The sequence below is a fragment of the Pseudoxanthomonas sp. GW2 genome (genome assembly GCF_000283075.1).
Taxonomy (GTDB): Bacteria; Pseudomonadota; Gammaproteobacteria; order Xanthomonadales; family Xanthomonadaceae; genus Pseudoxanthomonas.
This window is the reverse complement of the sequence record NZ_ALIP01000127.1, coordinates 30977-46274: the sequence shown is the minus strand read 5'-3', so window position 1 is coordinate 46274 and position 15298 is coordinate 30977. Positions and strand designations below refer to the sequence as shown.

27 protein-coding genes and 3 tRNA genes are annotated in these 15298 nt (G+C 66.5%); all 30 read left to right on the top strand.

Features of this window, described 5'->3' with window-relative positions:
- A partial coding sequence (locus B351_RS0111490; RefSeq protein ID WP_019399189.1) for a DUF933 domain-containing protein occupies positions 1-609 on the top strand: 609 nt, incomplete at its 5' end.
- Positions 610-708: 99 nt separating this feature from the next.
- Positions 709-794, top strand: a tRNA-Tyr gene (locus B351_RS0111485).
- Positions 795-864: 70 nt separating this feature from the next.
- A tRNA-Gly gene (locus B351_RS0111480) sits at positions 865-938 on the top strand.
- 38 nt (positions 939-976) lie between these two features.
- A tRNA-Thr gene (locus B351_RS0111475) sits at positions 977-1052 on the top strand.
- 99 nt (positions 1053-1151) lie between these two features.
- On the top strand, positions 1152-2342 hold the full coding sequence (gene tuf, locus B351_RS0111470; protein ID WP_019399188.1) for an elongation factor Tu: 1191 nt from the start codon (positions 1152-1154) through the stop codon (positions 2340-2342).
- Between the two features lie 319 nt (positions 2343-2661).
- Positions 2662-2973 (top strand): 30S ribosomal protein S10, encoded by a 312-nt coding sequence (gene rpsJ, locus B351_RS0111465; RefSeq protein WP_013535997.1) that lies wholly within the window; start codon positions 2662-2664, stop codon positions 2971-2973.
- Positions 2974-2984: 11 nt separating this feature from the next.
- Positions 2985-3635: a 50S ribosomal protein L3 gene (gene rplC, locus B351_RS0111460; protein ID WP_019399187.1), complete on the top strand. Its 651-nt coding sequence runs from the start codon at positions 2985-2987 to the stop codon at positions 3633-3635.
- A gap of 11 nt (positions 3636-3646) precedes the next feature.
- Positions 3647-4252: a 50S ribosomal protein L4 gene (gene rplD, locus B351_RS0111455; RefSeq protein WP_019399186.1), complete on the top strand. Its 606-nt coding sequence runs from the start codon at positions 3647-3649 to the stop codon at positions 4250-4252.
- Complete coding sequence (rplW, locus tag B351_RS0111450; RefSeq protein WP_019399185.1) at positions 4249-4548, top strand: 50S ribosomal protein L23; 300 nt, start codon at positions 4249-4251, stop codon at positions 4546-4548. The genes rplD and rplW overlap by 4 nt, the downstream gene beginning before the upstream one ends.
- A 10-nt stretch (positions 4549-4558) precedes the next feature.
- On the top strand, positions 4559-5386 hold the full coding sequence (rplB, locus tag B351_RS0111445; protein WP_026010635.1) for a 50S ribosomal protein L2: 828 nt from the start codon (positions 4559-4561) through the stop codon (positions 5384-5386).
- 6 nt (positions 5387-5392) lie between these two features.
- Positions 5393-5659: a 30S ribosomal protein S19 gene (gene rpsS / locus B351_RS0111440; protein ID WP_019399183.1), complete on the top strand. Its 267-nt coding sequence runs from the start codon at positions 5393-5395 to the stop codon at positions 5657-5659.
- A 10-nt stretch (positions 5660-5669) separates the two neighbouring features.
- Positions 5670-6005: a 50S ribosomal protein L22 gene (gene rplV, locus B351_RS0111435; protein WP_013535991.1), complete on the top strand. Its 336-nt coding sequence runs from the start codon at positions 5670-5672 to the stop codon at positions 6003-6005.
- 1 nt (position 6006) lies between these two features.
- Entirely contained in the window at positions 6007-6735 is a 729-nt protein-coding gene (rpsC, locus tag B351_RS0111430) for a 30S ribosomal protein S3 (RefSeq protein ID WP_019399181.1), read from the top strand.
- 5 nt (positions 6736-6740) lie between these two features.
- The gene (gene rplP / locus B351_RS0111425; protein ID WP_019399180.1) at positions 6741-7154 is read left to right on the top strand and encodes a 50S ribosomal protein L16; all 414 of its coding nucleotides are present in this window, start codon (positions 6741-6743) and stop codon (positions 7152-7154) included.
- Positions 7154-7342, top strand: coding sequence for a 50S ribosomal protein L29 (gene rpmC, locus B351_RS0111420; RefSeq protein ID WP_019399179.1), 189 nt, complete (start codon positions 7154-7156; stop codon positions 7340-7342). Before rplP ends, rpmC begins: the two co-directional genes overlap by 1 nt.
- Before the next feature lie 12 nt (positions 7343-7354).
- Positions 7355-7621 carry a 30S ribosomal protein S17 gene (gene rpsQ, locus B351_RS0111415; protein ID WP_019399178.1) on the top strand — a complete coding sequence of 89 codons (267 nt, stop codon included), beginning with the start codon at positions 7355-7357 and terminating at the stop codon, positions 7619-7621.
- A 14-nt stretch (positions 7622-7635) separates the two neighbouring features.
- A complete protein-coding gene (gene rplN, locus B351_RS0111410; RefSeq protein ID WP_014161372.1) occupies positions 7636-8004 on the top strand; it encodes a 50S ribosomal protein L14 in 369 nt (122 codons plus the stop codon).
- Positions 8005-8019: 15 nt separating this feature from the next.
- Positions 8020-8337, top strand: a complete 318-nt coding sequence (rplX, locus tag B351_RS0111405) for a 50S ribosomal protein L24 (protein ID WP_019399177.1) — start codon at positions 8020-8022, stop codon at positions 8335-8337.
- Between the two features lie 11 nt (positions 8338-8348).
- On the top strand, positions 8349-8891 hold the full coding sequence (gene rplE, locus B351_RS0111400; protein ID WP_019399176.1) for a 50S ribosomal protein L5: 543 nt from the start codon (positions 8349-8351) through the stop codon (positions 8889-8891).
- A gap of 11 nt (positions 8892-8902) precedes the next feature.
- Complete coding sequence (gene rpsN, locus B351_RS0111395; protein WP_019399175.1) at positions 8903-9208, top strand: 30S ribosomal protein S14; 306 nt, start codon at positions 8903-8905, stop codon at positions 9206-9208.
- A gap of 174 nt (positions 9209-9382) precedes the next feature.
- The gene (gene rpsH, locus B351_RS0111390; protein ID WP_019399174.1) at positions 9383-9781 is read left to right on the top strand and encodes a 30S ribosomal protein S8; all 399 of its coding nucleotides are present in this window, start codon (positions 9383-9385) and stop codon (positions 9779-9781) included.
- 19 nt (positions 9782-9800) lie between these two features.
- On the top strand, positions 9801-10328 hold the full coding sequence (gene rplF / locus B351_RS0111385; RefSeq protein WP_019399173.1) for a 50S ribosomal protein L6: 528 nt from the start codon (positions 9801-9803) through the stop codon (positions 10326-10328).
- A 78-nt stretch (positions 10329-10406) separates the two neighbouring features.
- Positions 10407-10763, top strand: coding sequence for a 50S ribosomal protein L18 (gene rplR / locus B351_RS0111380; RefSeq protein ID WP_019399172.1), 357 nt, complete (start codon positions 10407-10409; stop codon positions 10761-10763).
- A 151-nt stretch (positions 10764-10914) separates the two neighbouring features.
- Positions 10915-11457: a 30S ribosomal protein S5 gene (rpsE, locus tag B351_RS0111375; RefSeq protein ID WP_019399171.1), complete on the top strand. Its 543-nt coding sequence runs from the start codon at positions 10915-10917 to the stop codon at positions 11455-11457.
- A complete protein-coding gene (gene rpmD, locus B351_RS0111370) occupies positions 11450-11641 on the top strand; it encodes a 50S ribosomal protein L30 (RefSeq protein WP_019399170.1) in 192 nt (63 codons plus the stop codon). The genes rpsE and rpmD overlap by 8 nt, the downstream gene beginning before the upstream one ends.
- Positions 11642-11651: 10 nt before the next feature.
- Positions 11652-12089 carry a 50S ribosomal protein L15 gene (gene rplO, locus B351_RS0111365; RefSeq protein WP_019399169.1) on the top strand — a complete coding sequence of 146 codons (438 nt, stop codon included), beginning with the start codon at positions 11652-11654 and terminating at the stop codon, positions 12087-12089.
- A 7-nt stretch (positions 12090-12096) separates the two neighbouring features.
- Positions 12097-13449 carry a preprotein translocase subunit SecY gene (secY, locus tag B351_RS0111360; protein ID WP_019399168.1) on the top strand — a complete coding sequence of 451 codons (1353 nt, stop codon included), beginning with the start codon at positions 12097-12099 and terminating at the stop codon, positions 13447-13449.
- A 332-nt stretch (positions 13450-13781) separates the two neighbouring features.
- On the top strand, positions 13782-14138 hold the full coding sequence (rpsM, locus tag B351_RS0111355; RefSeq protein ID WP_019399167.1) for a 30S ribosomal protein S13: 357 nt from the start codon (positions 13782-13784) through the stop codon (positions 14136-14138).
- A gap of 14 nt (positions 14139-14152) precedes the next feature.
- On the top strand, positions 14153-14545 hold the full coding sequence (gene rpsK, locus B351_RS0111350) for a 30S ribosomal protein S11 (RefSeq protein ID WP_013535974.1): 393 nt from the start codon (positions 14153-14155) through the stop codon (positions 14543-14545).
- Between the two features lie 14 nt (positions 14546-14559).
- The gene (gene rpsD, locus B351_RS0111345; protein WP_019399166.1) at positions 14560-15186 is read left to right on the top strand and encodes a 30S ribosomal protein S4; all 627 of its coding nucleotides are present in this window, start codon (positions 14560-14562) and stop codon (positions 15184-15186) included.
- The last annotated feature ends 112 nt before the right edge of the window (positions 15187-15298 follow it).

Genomic DNA, 15298 nt, shown 5'->3' with positions numbered 1-15298 from the left:
AAGCCGGTGCTGCTGAAGCTGCAGGCCGCCCTGGCCGAGGGCAAGTCCGGGCGCAGCGTCGGCCTGGACGAGGAGGAGCGGGCGCTGGTGCGCGACCTGTTCCTGCTGACCCTCAAGCCGGTGATGTACATCGCCAACGTGCTGGAGGACGGCTTCGACAACAATCCGCACCTGGAGGCCGTGCGCGCCCACGCCGCGGCCGAGGGCGCGGAGGTGGTGCCGGTGTCGGCGGCCATCGAGGAGGAGCTGGCGCAGCTGGACGACGCCGACCGCGACACCTTCCTCGCCGACCTGGGCCTGGACGAGCCGGGCCTGAACCGGGTGATCCGCGCCGCGTACAAGCTGCTGGGCCTGCAGACCTACTTCACCGCAGGCGTGAAGGAGGTCCGCGCCTGGACGGTGAAGGCCGGGGCCACCGCCCCGCAGGCGGCGGCGGTGATCCACACCGACTTCGAGAAGGGCTTCATCCGCGCCGAAACCATCGCCTTCGATGACTTCATCAAGTACCGTGGCGAGGCCGGTGCGCGCGAGGCCGGGCGCATGCGCCTGGAGGGCAAGGAGTACCGCGTCCAGGAGGGCGACGTGCTGCACTTCCGCTTCAACGTCTGATGTGAAAAAAAGTTGCCGGAAGCGTTGACAGATCGTTTCGACATGACCAGAATAGCGGGCTGTTTCACCCCGGTCGCATTTGAGCCGCGGTGAGGTCCCGGAGGGATACCCAAGCGGCCAACGGGGGCAGACTGTAAATCTGCTGGCTTACGCCTTCGGTGGTTCGAATCCACCTCCCTCCACCAGTTTTTGAAGAGGTAACACGGAACAACGAGGCAAGGCCCGGAGCGGTAGGCCGGGAAAGCGGTTCCCCTCGCGGGAGTAGTTCAATGGTAGAACCTCAGCCTTCCAAGCTGATGGTGCGGGTTCGATTCCCGTCTCCCGCTCCATTGCGCCGCCCCCGTGGTTCCGACAACAGGTTTCCTGTGCTCACGTAGCTCAGTCGGTAGAGCACCTCCTTGGTAAGGAGGAGGTCGATGGTTCGATTCCATTCGTGAGCACCACCATTCGCGGGGATTCCCCGCAGGAGGCCAGGCGCCACGGCGCCTGGCCGCCACCACAGCAGTCACCCAAACACGAAAACGTCAGCGAGATAGGCAGCCATGTCCAAGGGTAAGTTCGAGCGCACCAAGCCGCACGTGAACGTCGGCACCATCGGCCACGTTGACCATGGCAAGACCACGCTGACGGCCGCGCTGACGAAGGTCGGTGCCGAGCGTTTCGGCGGCGAGTTCCACGCGTACGACGCGATCGACAAGGCGCCGGAAGAGAAGGCCCGCGGCATCACGATCTCGACCTCGCACGTCGAGTACGAACCCCCGACCCGCCACTACGCGCACGTGGACTGCCCGGGCCACGCCGACTACGTGAAGAACATGATCACCGGTGCGGCGCAGATGGACGGCGCGATCCTGGTGGTGTCGGCGGCTGACGGCCCGATGCCGCAGACCCGCGAGCACATCCTGCTGGCCCGCCAGGTGGGCGTGCCGTACATCGTGGTCTTCCTGAACAAGGCGGACATGGTGGACGACGCCGAGCTGCTGGAGCTGGTGGAGATGGAAGTCCGCGAGCTGCTGAGCAAGTACGACTTCCCGGGCGACGACACCCCGATCATCAAGGGTTCGGCGCTGAAGGCGCTGGAAGGCGACCAGTCGGAGATCGGCGTTCCGGCGATCATCCAGCTGGTGGACGCGCTGGACAGCTACATCCCGACCCCGGAGCGCGACGTTGACAAGCCGTTCCTGATGCCGGTCGAGGACGTGTTCTCGATCTCGGGCCGCGGCACCGTGGTGACCGGCCGCATCGAGCGCGGCGTGATCAAGGTGGGCGACGAAGTGGAAATCGTCGGCATCCGTCCGACCCAGAAGACCACCGTCACCGGCGTGGAGATGTTCCGCAAGCTGCTGGACCAGGGTCAGGCGGGCGACAACGCGGGCCTGCTGCTGCGCGGCACCAAGCGTGACGAGGTCGAGCGTGGCCAGGTGCTGGCCAAGCCGGGCACGATCACCCCGCACACCGACTTCGAGGCCGAGGTGTACGTGCTGTCGAAGGACGAGGGCGGCCGCCACACCCCGTTCTTCAAGGGCTACCGTCCGCAGTTCTACTTCCGCACCACCGACATCACTGGCGCCGTCCAGCTGCCGGAGGGCGTGGAGATGGTGATGCCGGGCGACAACGTGAAGATGTCGGTGTCGCTGATCAACCCGGTGGCCATGGACGAGGGCCTGCGCTTCGCGATCCGCGAGGGTGGCCGTACCGTCGGCGCCGGCGTGGTCGCCAAGATCCTGAAGTAATTCAGGTTCACTGACCCCCTGTCCGCCTGGGCGGGCAGGGGGCTTACCGCGAAAAGAGGTGCAGGAAGCGCCTCGTGTTCGCCAGACAGGGAAAAGTCGCGTGACGCAGAGCGCGGGACAGCCATGTGCTGTTGACGCGCCGTTTTACGCGTTCTATACTTTTCCGTCTGGGCAGGCCGGCTCGCTGGTCTGCCCGCACTTTTGGGGGTCGCCCGGTGCGGCCTCCTGTCCGGCGCGGGACCGGCCGGGCGAACGAACCATACCGGGGCAGGCATCCCAGAGGCCGCGCCCGTCGCTCTTTTAACGAAGGAACTCCGTCATGGCGGACCAAAAGATCCGGATTCGGCTCAAGGCGTTCGATCACCGTCTGATCGACCGTTCGGCCAGCGAGATCGTCGAAACGGCCAAGAGGACCGGCGCGCAGGTGCGTGGCCCGATCCCGCTGCCGACCAAGATCGAACGTTACACCATCCTCGTCTCCCCGCATGCCGACAAGGATGCGCGTGACCAGTACGAGACCCGCACGCACAAGCGCGTGCTCGACATCGTCGACCCCAACGACAAGACCGTGGACGCGCTGATGAAGCTCGAGCTCGCGGCTGGCGTCGACGTCCAGATCAAGCTCGCCTGAGGACTGCCGACATGACGAAGAAGTATTCGTTGGGTCTGGTCGGCCGCAAGGCCGGCATGAGCCGCGTCTTCACCGAGGATGGCCGTTCCATTCCGGTGACCCTGATCGAGGCCACCCCGAACCGCATCACCCAGATCAAGACCGTCGAGGTCGACGGCTACAGCGCTGTCCAGGTGCCCCCCGGCCCCCGCCGTGCGTCGCTGGTGAACAAGCCGCTGGCCGGCCACTACGCCAAGGCCAAGGTCGAAGCCGGCCGCGGCCTGTGGGAGTTCCGCGTCGCCGACGACAAGATCGGTGATTTCGCCATCGGTGGCGAGATCAAGGCCGACATCTTCGAGGTGGGCCAGAAGGTCGACGTCCAGGGCGTGACCAAGGGCAAGGGCTTCCAGGGCACCATCAAGCGCCACAACTTCACCATGGGCGACGCGACCCACGGTAACTCGCTGTCGCACCGCGCCCCGGGTTCGATCGGCCAGCGCCAGACCCCCGGCCGCGTGTTCCCCGGCAAGAAGATGGCCGGCCACATGGGCGCCGAGACCCAGAGCACGCAGAACCTGGAAGTGGTTCGCGTCGATGCCGAGCGCGGCCTGATCGCCGTTCGCGGCGCCGTCCCGGGTGCCCCGGGTGGCGACGTGATCGTGCGCCCGGCGAGCAAGGCGTAAGGAGAAGCACGATGGAACTCACCATTACGGGTAGCGCCAACAAGCTGTCGGTTTCCGACGCCGTGTTCGGCCGCGAATTCAGCGAGGACCTGGTCCACCAGGTCGTGGTGGCCTACCAGGCCGCCGGCCGTGCCGGCACCAAGGCGCAGAAGACCCGCGCCGAGGTCAACGGCACCACCAAGAAGTCCAAGCGGCAGAAGGGCGGCGGCGCGCGTCACGGCGCCCTGACGGCCCCGATCTTCGTCGGCGGCGGCCGGGCCTTCGCGGCCAAGCCGCGCAGCTACGACCAGAAGGTCAACCGCAAGATGTACCGCGCCGCGATTGCCGCGATCCTGTCCGAGCTGAACCGCCAGGGCCGCCTGAAGGTCGTCGAGTCGTTCGACGTCGACGCCCCGAAGACCAAGGGCCTGGTCGAGAAGCTGGCCGGTTTCGAGCTGGGCAAGCGCCCGCTGATCGTCACCGAGGACGCCTCCGAGAACCTGTTCCTGTCGGCCCGCAACCTGCCGTACGTGCAGGTCCGCGACGTCCAGGGCCTGGATCCGGTCGCCCTGGTCGGCGCCGATTCCGTGCTGATCACCGCCGATGCGGTCAAGAAGGTCGAGGAGTGGCTGGCATGAGCACCAACGAGAAGATTTTCAGCGTACTGCTCGCGCCGCGCGTGTCCGAGAAGACCGCTCGCCTGCAGGAAGTGAGCAACCAGTACGTGTTCGAGGTTTCGAACGACGCCACCAAGGCCGACGTCAAGGCCGCGGTGGAACAGCTGTTCGACGTCAAGGTCGAGTCGGTCAACGTCGTCAACGTGAAGGGCAAGAACAAGTCCTTCCGCTTCCGTTCCGGTCGCCGCGGCGACTGGCGTAAGGCGTACGTGCGCCTGGCCGAGGGCCAGAGCATCGACGTGTCCGCGAAGGCCTGAGGGTGATCCCATGCCATTGATGAAGTTCAAGCCCACCTCTGCCGGCCGCCGCTCCGCGGTCCGCGTGGTCACCCCCGACCTCCACAAGGGTGCCCCGCACGCCGCGCTCGTCGAGAAGCAGAGCAAGTCCGGCGGCCGCAACCACCACGGCCGCATCACCCCCCGCCACATCGGTGGTGGCCACAAGCACCACTACCGCCTGATCGACTTCAAGCGCAACAAGGAAGGCATCGCGGCGCGCGTGGAGCGGATCGAATACGATCCGAACCGCACCGCCCACATCGCCCTGCTGTGCTACGTCGACGGCGAGCGCCGCTACATCATCGCCCCGAAGGGCCTGAAGGCCGGCGACCAGGTGATCGCGGGTTCCGACGCCCCGATCAAGGCCGGCAACACCCTGCCGCTGCGCAACATCCCGGTCGGCACCACGGTGCACTGCATCGAGCTGAAGCCGGGCAAGGGCGCGCAGATCGCCCGCGCCGCCGGCGCCGGCGTGCAGCTGGTCGCCCGCGAGGGCGCCTACGCGCTGCTCCGCCTGCGTTCGGGCGAGATGCGCAAGGTGCCGGCCGAGTGCCGCGCCACCATCGGCGAGGTCGGCAACGACGAGCACAACCTGGAGAAGCTGGGCAAGGCCGGCGCCAAGCGTTGGCGCGGCGTGCGCCCGACCGTCCGCGGTGCGGCGATGAACCCGGTTGACCACCCGCACGGCGGTGGTGAGGCCAAGGCCGGCCAGGGTAACCCGCATCCGGTCACCCCGTGGGGTGTCCCGACCAAGGGTTACAAGACGCGCAGCAACAAGCGCACCCAGAAGTTCATCGTCCGCGATCGTAGGGGCTAATCGACCATGCCACGTTCCCTCAAGAAAGGCCCGTTCGTCGATCACCACCTCCTCAAGAAGGTGGAGGCCGCGGGCGGCACCAAGAAGCCGATCAAGACCTGGTCGCGCCGTTCCATGATCCTGCCGGAAATGGTGGGGTTCACCATCGCCGTCCATAACGGCAAGAACCATGTTCCGGTTCTCATCAACGAGAACATGGTCGGCCACAAGCTCGGCGAGTTCGCTGTCACCCGGACCTTCAAGGGTCACGGCGGCGACAAGAAGTCGAAGTAAGGAGATGACCATGGAAGCGAAAGCCATCCTGCGCACCGCGCGCATCTCCCCGCAGAAGGCCCGCCTGGTCGCCGACCAGGTGCGCGGCCTGCCGGCCGAGCGTGCCGTCAACCTGCTGAAGTTCTCCGACAAGAAGGCCGCCGCCCTGATCAAGAAGGTCGTCGAGTCCGCCATTGCCAACGCCGAGAACAACAACGGCGCCGACGTGGACGCCCTCAAGGTCAAGACCATCATGGTCGACGAGGGCCCGACCCTGAAGCGCTTCATGGCGCGAGCCAAGGGCCGCGGCACCCGCATCCTCAAGCGGACCAGCCACATCACCGTCGTCGTGGGAGAGGGCAAGTAATATGGGTCACAAAGTTCATCCCACCGGCATCCGCCTGGGCATCGCCAAGGACTGGAACTCGAAGTGGTACGCGGGCAAGGGCGAGTACGCCGACTACCTGGCGGCCGACCTGAAGGTCCGCAAGATGCTGCGCAAGAAGCTGGCCCAGGCCGGCATCAGCCGCATCCTGATCGAGCGCCCGGCCAAGACCGCCCGCGTCACCATCCACACCGCCCGCCCGGGCGTGGTGATCGGCAAGCGCGGTGAGGACATCGAGAAGCTGCGCCGCGAGGTCAGCGAGCTGATGGGCGTCCCGGCGCACATCAACGTCAGCGAGGTGCGCAAGCCCGAGCTCGACGCCCAGCTGGTCGCCGAGTCCATCGCCCAGCAGCTGGAGCGCCGCATCATGTTCCGCCGCGCCATGAAGCGCGCGGTCGGCAACGCGATGCGCCTCGGCGCCCTGGGCATCAAGGTCAACGTCGCCGGCCGCCTGAACGGCGCCGAGATCGCCCGTTCGGAGTGGTACCGCGAAGGCCGCGTGCCGCTGCATACCCTGCGCGCGGACATCGACTACGGCTTTGCCGAGGCTCACACCACCTACGGCGTGATCGGCATCAAGGTATGGGTCTACAAGGGCGAGATCTTCGACTTCGCCCAGGTTGGACAGGAGAAGCAGGAAGACGCCAGCAGCCCGCGCGGCGAGCGTGGCGACCGCGAGCGTCCCTCCCGTCCGGCACGTGAAGCGAGGTAACGGCGATGTTGCAACCCAAGCGAACCAAGTACCGCAAGCAGCACAAGGGCCGTAACGAGGGCCTGAGCTGGAGCGCCAACGCCGTGTCCTTCGGCGAGTACGGCCTGAAGGCCACCGCCCACGGTCGCCTGACCGCGCGCCAGATCGAGGCGGCCCGCCGCACGATCAGCCGCTACGTCAAGCGCGGCGGCAAGATGTGGATCCGCGTGTTCCCGGACAAGCCGATCACCCAGAAGCCCATCGAGGTCCGCATGGGCTCCGGTAAGGGTAACGTCGAGTACTGGGTGGCCCAGATCCAGCCGGGCCGCATGATCTATGAAATCGAGGGCGTGTCGGAGGAGCAGGCGCGCGAGGCGTTCCGCCTGGCGGCCGCCAAGCTCTCGGTCACCACCACCTTCGTGACCCGCACGGTGCGCTAATGGCTACGATCAACGAACTCCGTGAAAAGTCGGCCGACGAACTGAAGGCTCACCTGCTGGACCTGCGCAAGGAACAGTTCTCCCTGCGCATGCAGCGGGCGACCGGCCAGCTGACGAAGACCCATGAAACCCGCCGGGTGCGCCGCGAGATCGCTCGCGTTAAGACCCTGCTCGGCAGCAACAAGTAAGGGATCGCAGCGATGAGCGAGAACAACAACAAGCCGCTGCGCACGGTCGAAGGCCGGGTGATCAGCAACAAGATGGACAAGACGGTGACTGTCCTGGTCGAGCGCCAGGTCAAGCACCCGCTGTACGGCAAGTACATCAAGCGGTCGACCAAGCTGCACGCCCACGACGCCGAAAACGCCTGCAAGGAAGGCGACGTGGTGCGCGTGACCGAGGTCGCGCCGATTTCCAAGACCAAGAACTGGCGCGTGGTTGAAGTCGTCACCCGCGCGGCCGAATAAGGGAGATCTGAATCATGATCCAGATGCAGAGCTACCTTGACGCCGCCGACAACTCCGGCGCCAAGGAACTGATGTGCATCAAGGTGCTGGGCGGCTCCAAGCGCCGTTACGCCGGCATCGGTGACATCATCAAGGTGACCGTCAAGGACGCGATCCCGCGCGGCAAGGTCAAGAAGGGCGAGGTCTACGACGCCGTCGTGGTCCGTACCCGCAAGGGCGTCCGCCGTGCCGACGGTTCGCTGATCCGCTTCGACGGCAACGCCGCCGTCCTGCTGAACAACAAGCAGGAGCCGATCGGTACCCGTATCTTCGGACCGGTGACCCGTGAGCTGCGTTCCGAGAAGTTCATGAAGATCGTCTCGCTCGCGCCTGAAGTGCTCTGAGCGGAGGAAGCAGACATGGCAAACCGTATCAAGAAGGGTGACCAGGTCGTGGTCATCGCCGGCAAGGACAAGGGCAAGCAGGGCGAGGTGATCAAGGTGGACGGCGACCGCGTGGTCGTCTCCAACGTGAACCTCGTCAAGCGGCACACCAAGCCGAACCCGCAGGCGGGCATCGCCGGCGGCGTGGTCGAGCGCGAGGCCTCGATCCACATTTCCAACGTGATGCCGCTCAATCCGGCTACCGGCAAGGGCGAGCGCATCGGTTACAAGGTCCTGGAGGATGGACGCAAACTGCGTGTGTTCCGCTCCAGTGGTGAGGCGCTCGACGCCTGAGGAATGAAGCAATGACCACGCGGCTCGAAAAGATCTACAAGGAACAGGTTGTGCCGGCTCTCATGGAGAAGTTCGGCTACACCAATCCGATGGAAGTGCCCAGGCTCGTCAAGATCACCGTGAACATGGGTGTGGGCGAGGCGGCGACCAACAAGAAGGTGCTGGAGAACGCCGTTGCCGACCTGGCCAAGATCACCGGCCAGAAGCCGGTGACCACCAAGGCCCGCGTCTCGGTGGCCTCGTTCAAGATCCGCGACGGCTGGCCGATCGGCTGCAAGGTCACGCTGCGCCGGAACCAGATGTTCGAGTTCCTGGACCGCCTGATCAGCGTCGCGCTGCCGCGCGTGCGCGACTTCCGCGGCGTGTCCGGCCGTTCGTTCGACGGCCGCGGCAACTACAACATGGGCGTGAAGGAACAGATCATCTTCCCGGAAATCGACTTCGACGCCGTCGACGCGATCCGCGGCATGGATATCGCCATCACCACGACCGCCAAGACCGACGCCGAAGCAAAGGCGCTGCTCGAGGCGTTCAAGTTCCCGTTCCGCAACTAAGGGTTAGACACATGGCAAAGACCTCGATGGTCAACCGCGACGCGAAGCGGGAGAAGCTGGCCAAGAAGTACGCCGCCAAGCGCGAGGCCCTGAAGAAGGTGATCTCGAGCCAGACCGCCTCCTACGAGGAGAAGCTCGAGGCGGCGACCAAGCTGCAGAAGCTGCCGCGCGACTCGTCCCCGAGCCGCCAGCGCAACCGTTGCGAGCTGTCCGGCCGTCCGCGCGGCGTGTACCGCAAGTTCGGCCTCGGCCGCAACATGCTGCGCGAAGCCACCATGCGTGGCGACGTGCCCGGCCTGCGCAAGGCCAGCTGGTAAGGAAGGCGAGGGCGGCCCCGGCCGCCCCCGCGGGGAAACCGGCCCGACGGGCCGGTTTTCCTGCTATTATTTTCCGCTTGCCCGGCCCAGCCGCGGCGTGGCAAGGGCCCCGGCCCCTCCCGGGACAATCCAGATTTCGCGAAAGCGGATATCGGTGCACTCAAGGAACCACTCATGAGCATGACTGATCCCATCGCCGACATGCTGGTCCGCATCAAGAATGCGGCCGCTGTGGGCAAGCCGACGGTGAAGCTGCCGTCCTCCAAGATCAAGGTTGCCATCGCCAACGTCCTGAAGGACGAGGGCTACATCTCCGACCTGCGCGTCATCCAGGGCGAGAACAACAAGGCCGAACTCGAGATCGTGCTGAAGTACTTCGAGGGCCGTCCGGTCATCGAGCAGCTCAAGCGCGCCTCGCGCTCGGGCCTGCGCATGTACCGCGGCAAGAACGAGCTGCCGAAGGTCCTTGGCGGCCTCGGCGTGGCCATCATCTCCACCTCCCAGGGCATCATGACCGACAAGCAGGCGCGCAACGCCGGCATCGGCGGCGAAGTCCTGTGCTACGTGGCCTAATCGAAGGAGTACGACGACCATGTCCCGCGTAGCCAAGAAGCCGATCGCCCTGCCGAAGGGCGTGGAACTGAACATCCAGGACACCAGCGTCACCGCCAAGGGTCCGAAGGGCACCCTGTCGCTGGCCAAGCCGGCCGGCGTGAAGATCGCCATCGAGGACGGCCAGGCCGTGCTGTCGGCCGCCGAGCCGTCGCTGATCGCCATGACCGGCACCGTGCGCGCCATCCTGGCCAACATGGTCAAGGGCGTGTCCGAGGGCTTCGAGCGCAAGCTCGAGCTGGTCGGCGTGGGTTACCGCGCCGCGATGCAGGGCAAGGACCTGAACCTGTCGCTGGGCTTCTCCCACCCGGTCGTGTTCCAGGCGCCGGAAGGGATCACCCTGTCCACCCCGAGCCAGACCGAGATCCTGGTCCAGGGCGCCGACAAGCAGCGCGTCGGCGAGATCGCGGCCAAGATCCGCGCAGTGCGTCCGCCGGAGCCCTACAAGGGCAAGGGCGTGAAGTATTCCGACGAAGTCATCATTCGCAAGGAAGCCAAGAAGGCGTAATGCGGCTTCCCCGCGCGCCGGCCCGGCCGGCGCCACGGGGGATCCGCCCAAGCCGATCCGCTTCCGAGGACAGAAACCATGAGCATCAAGAACGACGCCCGCCTGCGCCGCGCCAAGTCCACCCGCGCCCACATCCGCAAGCTCGGCGTGCCGCGCCTGTCGGTCCTGCGTACCGGCCAGCACCTGTACGCCCAGCTGTTCACCGCCGACGGCTCCAAGGTGATCGCCGCCGCCAACACCCTGCAGGCCGACGTCAAGGAAGGCCTGAAGAACGGCAAGAACATCGAGGCCGCGGCCAAGGTCGGCAAGATCATCGCCGAGCGCGCCAAGGCCGCCGGCATCGAGAAGGTCGCCTTCGACCGCTCGGGCTACCGGTACCACGGCCGCATCAAGGCCCTGGCCGACGCCGCCCGCGAGGGTGGCCTGCAGTTCTGATCCCGCGGGCCCGCTTGCGCGGGCCCGTCCTGCCGGCGCGGGTCGCGCCGGGCGCCGCCCTCCTTCTGCGGGGGCGTGACGCTCCACCGCTGTAGACCACAACGACAAGCGGCCCACGAGCCGTACAGACCCAATCCACAAGGAAACAGAAATGGCAGAAGAGCGTCAGCCGCGGGGTCGCGATCGCGACCGCAACCGCGAAGAGAAAATCGACGACGGCATGATCGAGAAGCTGATCGCGGTCAACCGCGTCAGCAAGACCGTCAAGGGCGGCCGCCAGTTCACCTTCACCGCGCTGACCGTGGTCGGCGACGGCGAAGGCCGCGTCGGCTTCGGCTACGGCAAGGCCCGCGAGGTGCCGGTGGCCATCCAGAAGTCGATGGAATACGCGCGCAAGGGCATGCTCACCGTCGAGTTGAACAACGGCACCCTGTGGCACCCGGTCAAGGCCGGCCACGGTGCGGCCCGCGTGTTCATGCAGCCGGCTTCCGAGGGTACCGGCGTCATCGCCGGCGGTGCCATGCGCGCCGTCCTGGAAGCGGTGGGCGTGAAGAACGTGCTGGCCAAGGCCGTCGGTTCGCGCAACCCGATCAACCTGGTCCGCGCCACCCTGAAGGGCCTGGAAGCCATGCAGTCCCCGACCCGCATCGCGGCCAAGCGCGGCAAGAAGGCGGAGGAACTCCTCAATGGCTAACGAGTCCAACAAGACCGTCAAGGTGCGCCTGGTGCGCGGCCTGCGCGGCACCCAGGCCCGTCACCGTCTGTCGGTCCGCGCCCTGGGCCTGAACAAGCTCAACGACGTCCGCGAGCTGAAGGACAGCCCGCAGGTCCGCGGCCTCATCAACCAGCTGCACTACCTGGTGCGGGTCGAGGAGTAAGGAGAATCCCATGCGTCTGAATACTCTCAAGCCCGCCGAGGGCGCCCGCAAGGAGCGCACTCGCGTCGGTCGCGGCATCGGCTCCGGCCTGGGCAAGACCGCCGGCCGCGGCCACAAGGGCTCGTTCGCCCGCGCTGGCAAGGGCAAGATCAAGGCCGGCTTCGAAGGCGGCCAGACCCCGATGCAGCGCCGCCTGCCGAAGATCGGTTTCCGCTCGCTGACCGCGAAGGACACCGCCGAGGTGCTGCTGTACAAGCTCGAGCTGGTCCAGGGCGACGTGGTCGACTTCGCGGCGCTGAAGGCCGCCAAGCTGGTCCCGTCCACCGCCAAGCGCGCGAAGATCGTCAAGAAGGGCGAGCTGTCGCGCAAGCTGGTCATCAAGGGCATCGCCCTGACCGCCGGCGCCAAGGCCGCGGTCGAGGCTGCCGGCGGCAGCATCGAGGAGTAAGTCGCACATGGCGCAAGCTGGCATCGGCAATCTCGGCAGTGGCCTGGGCAAGTTCACCGAACTGCGCCAGCGCCTGCTGTTCGTGCTTGGAGCGTTGGTCGTCTACCGCATCGGCTGTTTCGTGCCGGTGCCCGGCGTCAACCCCGATGCCATGCTTGCCATGATGCAGGCGCAGGGCGGCGGCATCGTGGACATGTTCAACATGTTCTCGGGCGGCGCCCTGCACCGTTTCAGCGTGTTCGCGCTGAACGTGATGCCGTACATCTCCGCGTCGATCGTGATGCAGCTGGCGGTGCACATCTTCCCGGCGCTGAAGTCGATGCAGAAGGAAGGCGAGTCCGGCCGCCGCAAGATCACCCAGTACTCGCGCATCGGCGCGGTGTTCCTGGCGATCGTGCAGGGCGGCAGCATCGCGCTGGCGCTGCAGAACCAGACCGCCCCGGGCGGCATGCCGGTGGTGTACAGCCCGGGCATGGGCTTCGTCCTGACCGCGGTGGTCGCGCTGACCGCCGGCACCATCTTCCTGATGTGGCTGGGCGAGCAGGTCACCGAGCGCGGCATCGGCAACGGCGTCTCGCTGATCATCTTCGCGGGCATCGTGGCCGGCCTGCCGGGCGCGGTCATCCAGACCTTCCAGGCCTTCCGCGACGGCAGCATGAACTTCCTGAGCCTGGTGATCATCGCCGCCGTGGTGGCCGGCTTCACCTGGTTCGTGGTGTTCGTCGAGCGGGGCCAGCGCCGGATCACGGTCAACTACGCGCGGCGCCAGGGCGGCCGCAACGCGTACATGAACCAGACCTCGTTCCTGCCGCTGAAGCTCAACATGTCGGGCGTGATCCCCGCGATCTTCGCCTCGTCGATCCTGGCGTTCCCGGCGACCCTGAGCATGTGGTCGGGCCAGGCCACCTCGGCCACCTGGCTGCAGCGCGTGTCCAACGCGCTGGCCCCCGGCGAGCCGCTGCACATGATCGCGCTGGCGGCGCTGATCACCGGCTTCGCGTTCTTCTACACGGCGCTGGTGTTCAACTCGCAGGAAACCGCCGATAATCTCAAGAAGTCGGGTGCCCTGATCCCGGGCATCCGCCCCGGCAAGGCCACCGCCGAGTACATCGACGGCGTGCTGACCCGGCTGACCGCCGCGGGCGCGGCCTATCTGGTGATCGTCTGCCTCCTGCCGGAGCTGATGCGTACCCAGCTGGGCACCTCGTTCTACTTCGGCGGCACCTCGCTGCTGATCGTCGTGGTCGTGGTCATGGACTTCATTGCGCAGGTCCAGGCCCACCTGATGTCGCACCAGTACGAGAGCCTGCTGAAGAAGGCCAACCTCAAGGGTGGCACGCGCGGCCTGCCGCGCGGCTGAGCGGCAAGATTTCCAAGTCCGGCGGACCCATTCCGCCGGCAGGCCGGCCCCACGGGCCGGACCTTCCAGAAATGGGCGGCCCGTGCGACGTCTCGCGCGCGGGTGAGACCTTGCGGTGCCGCGCTGGAGTAGCGCGGCCGGTCCCGGGAAACCGGGGCCAGCGGGGTCCGGCGCCGGAGCATGGGCACACTCCCCATGCCGGGTTCAGGGTCGCAAGGCCTTGGACTTCCAAGCAATCCGGGACATTGATAGAATTCGCTGTTCACTTTTGAACCATTCCTGTCGGGCGTGCCCTTGGGCGACCCCGACCCATCAAGTTTGGAGATCGCGTCATGGCGCGTATTGCAGGCGTCAACCTGCCGACCCACAAGCACGTCTGGGTGGGGTTGCAGAGCATCTATGGCATCGGCCGCACCCGGTCGAAGAAGGTTTGCGAGGCCGCCAACGTGGCCCCGACGACCAAGATCCGTGACCTGTCCGAGCCGGAAGTCGAGCGCCTGCGCGCCGAAGTCGGCAAGTACATCGTCGAAGGCGACCTGCGCCGCGAAGTCGGCATCGCCATCAAGCGACTGATGGACCTGGGCTGCTCCCGCGGCCTGCGTCACCGCCGCGCCCTGCCGCTGCGTGGCCAGCGCACCCGTACCAACGCCCGCACCCGCAAGGGTCCGCGCAAGGCGATCCGGAAGTAAGGGACTAGACAACCATGGCCAAGCCAGCTGCTGCCAAGACCAAGAAGAAGATCAAGCGCGTCGTCACCGACGGCATCGCCCACGTCCACGCTTCTTTCAACAACACCATCGTCACCATCACCGATCGCCAGGGCAACGCGCTGTCGTGGGCGACTTCGGGCGGCGCGGGTTTCCGCGGTTCGCGCAAGTCGACCCCGTTCGCCGCGCAGGTCGCCGCCGAGAAGGCCGGCAAGGCCGCGCTCGACTACGGCGTGAAGTCGCTGGAAGTCCGCATCAAGGGCCCAGGCCCGGGCCGCGAGTCCGCCGTGCGCTCGCTGAACAACGTGGGCTACAAGATCACCAACATCATCGACGTGACGCCGATCCCGCACAACGGGTGCCGTCCGCCGAAGAAGCGTCGCGTCTAAGGGGGCGATAAGAAATGGCTCGTTATATCGGTCCTACCTGCAAGCTCGCGCGCCGCGAAGGCGCCGACCTGTCCCTCAAGAGCCCGGCCCGTGCGCTGGACTCCAAGTGCAAGCTGGAGCAAAAGCCCGGCCAGCACGGCGCCGCGCGCAAGGGCAAGCTGTCCGACTACGCCACCCAGCTGCGCGAGAAGCAGAAGGTCAAGCGCATCTACGGCCTGCTGGAGCGCCAGTTCCGCAACTACTACAAGAAGGCCTCGACCAAGAAGGGCAACACCGGCGAGAACCTCCTGCAGCTGCTGGAAACCCGCCTGGACAACGTCGTCTACCGCATGGGCTTCGCGGTGACCCGTCCCTCGGCCCGCCAGCTGGTCTCGCACCGCGGCGTGCTGGTCAACGGCAAGCCGGTGAACCTGCCGTCGTACCAGGTCAAGGCCGGCGACTCGATCGCCCTGTCCGAGAAGGCGCAGAAGCAGCTGCGCGTCCAGGAGGCCCTGGCCATCGCCGAGCAGCACGACCTGACCCCGTCGTGGATCGAGGTCGACGCCAAGAAGTTCTCCGGCGTGTTCAAGGCCGTGCCTGACCGGGCCGACCTGCCGGCCGACATCAACGAAGCGCTGATCGTCGAGCTGTACTCGAAGTAACAAGTAGTGGCAGGCAGCCGCGCCCTCCGGGGCGCGGCGCCGCATCCCACCACCGGCCGGATCGCGTCGCCCCGCCTTCCGGCCGTCCCCGGATAAGGGGCCACACACCAGG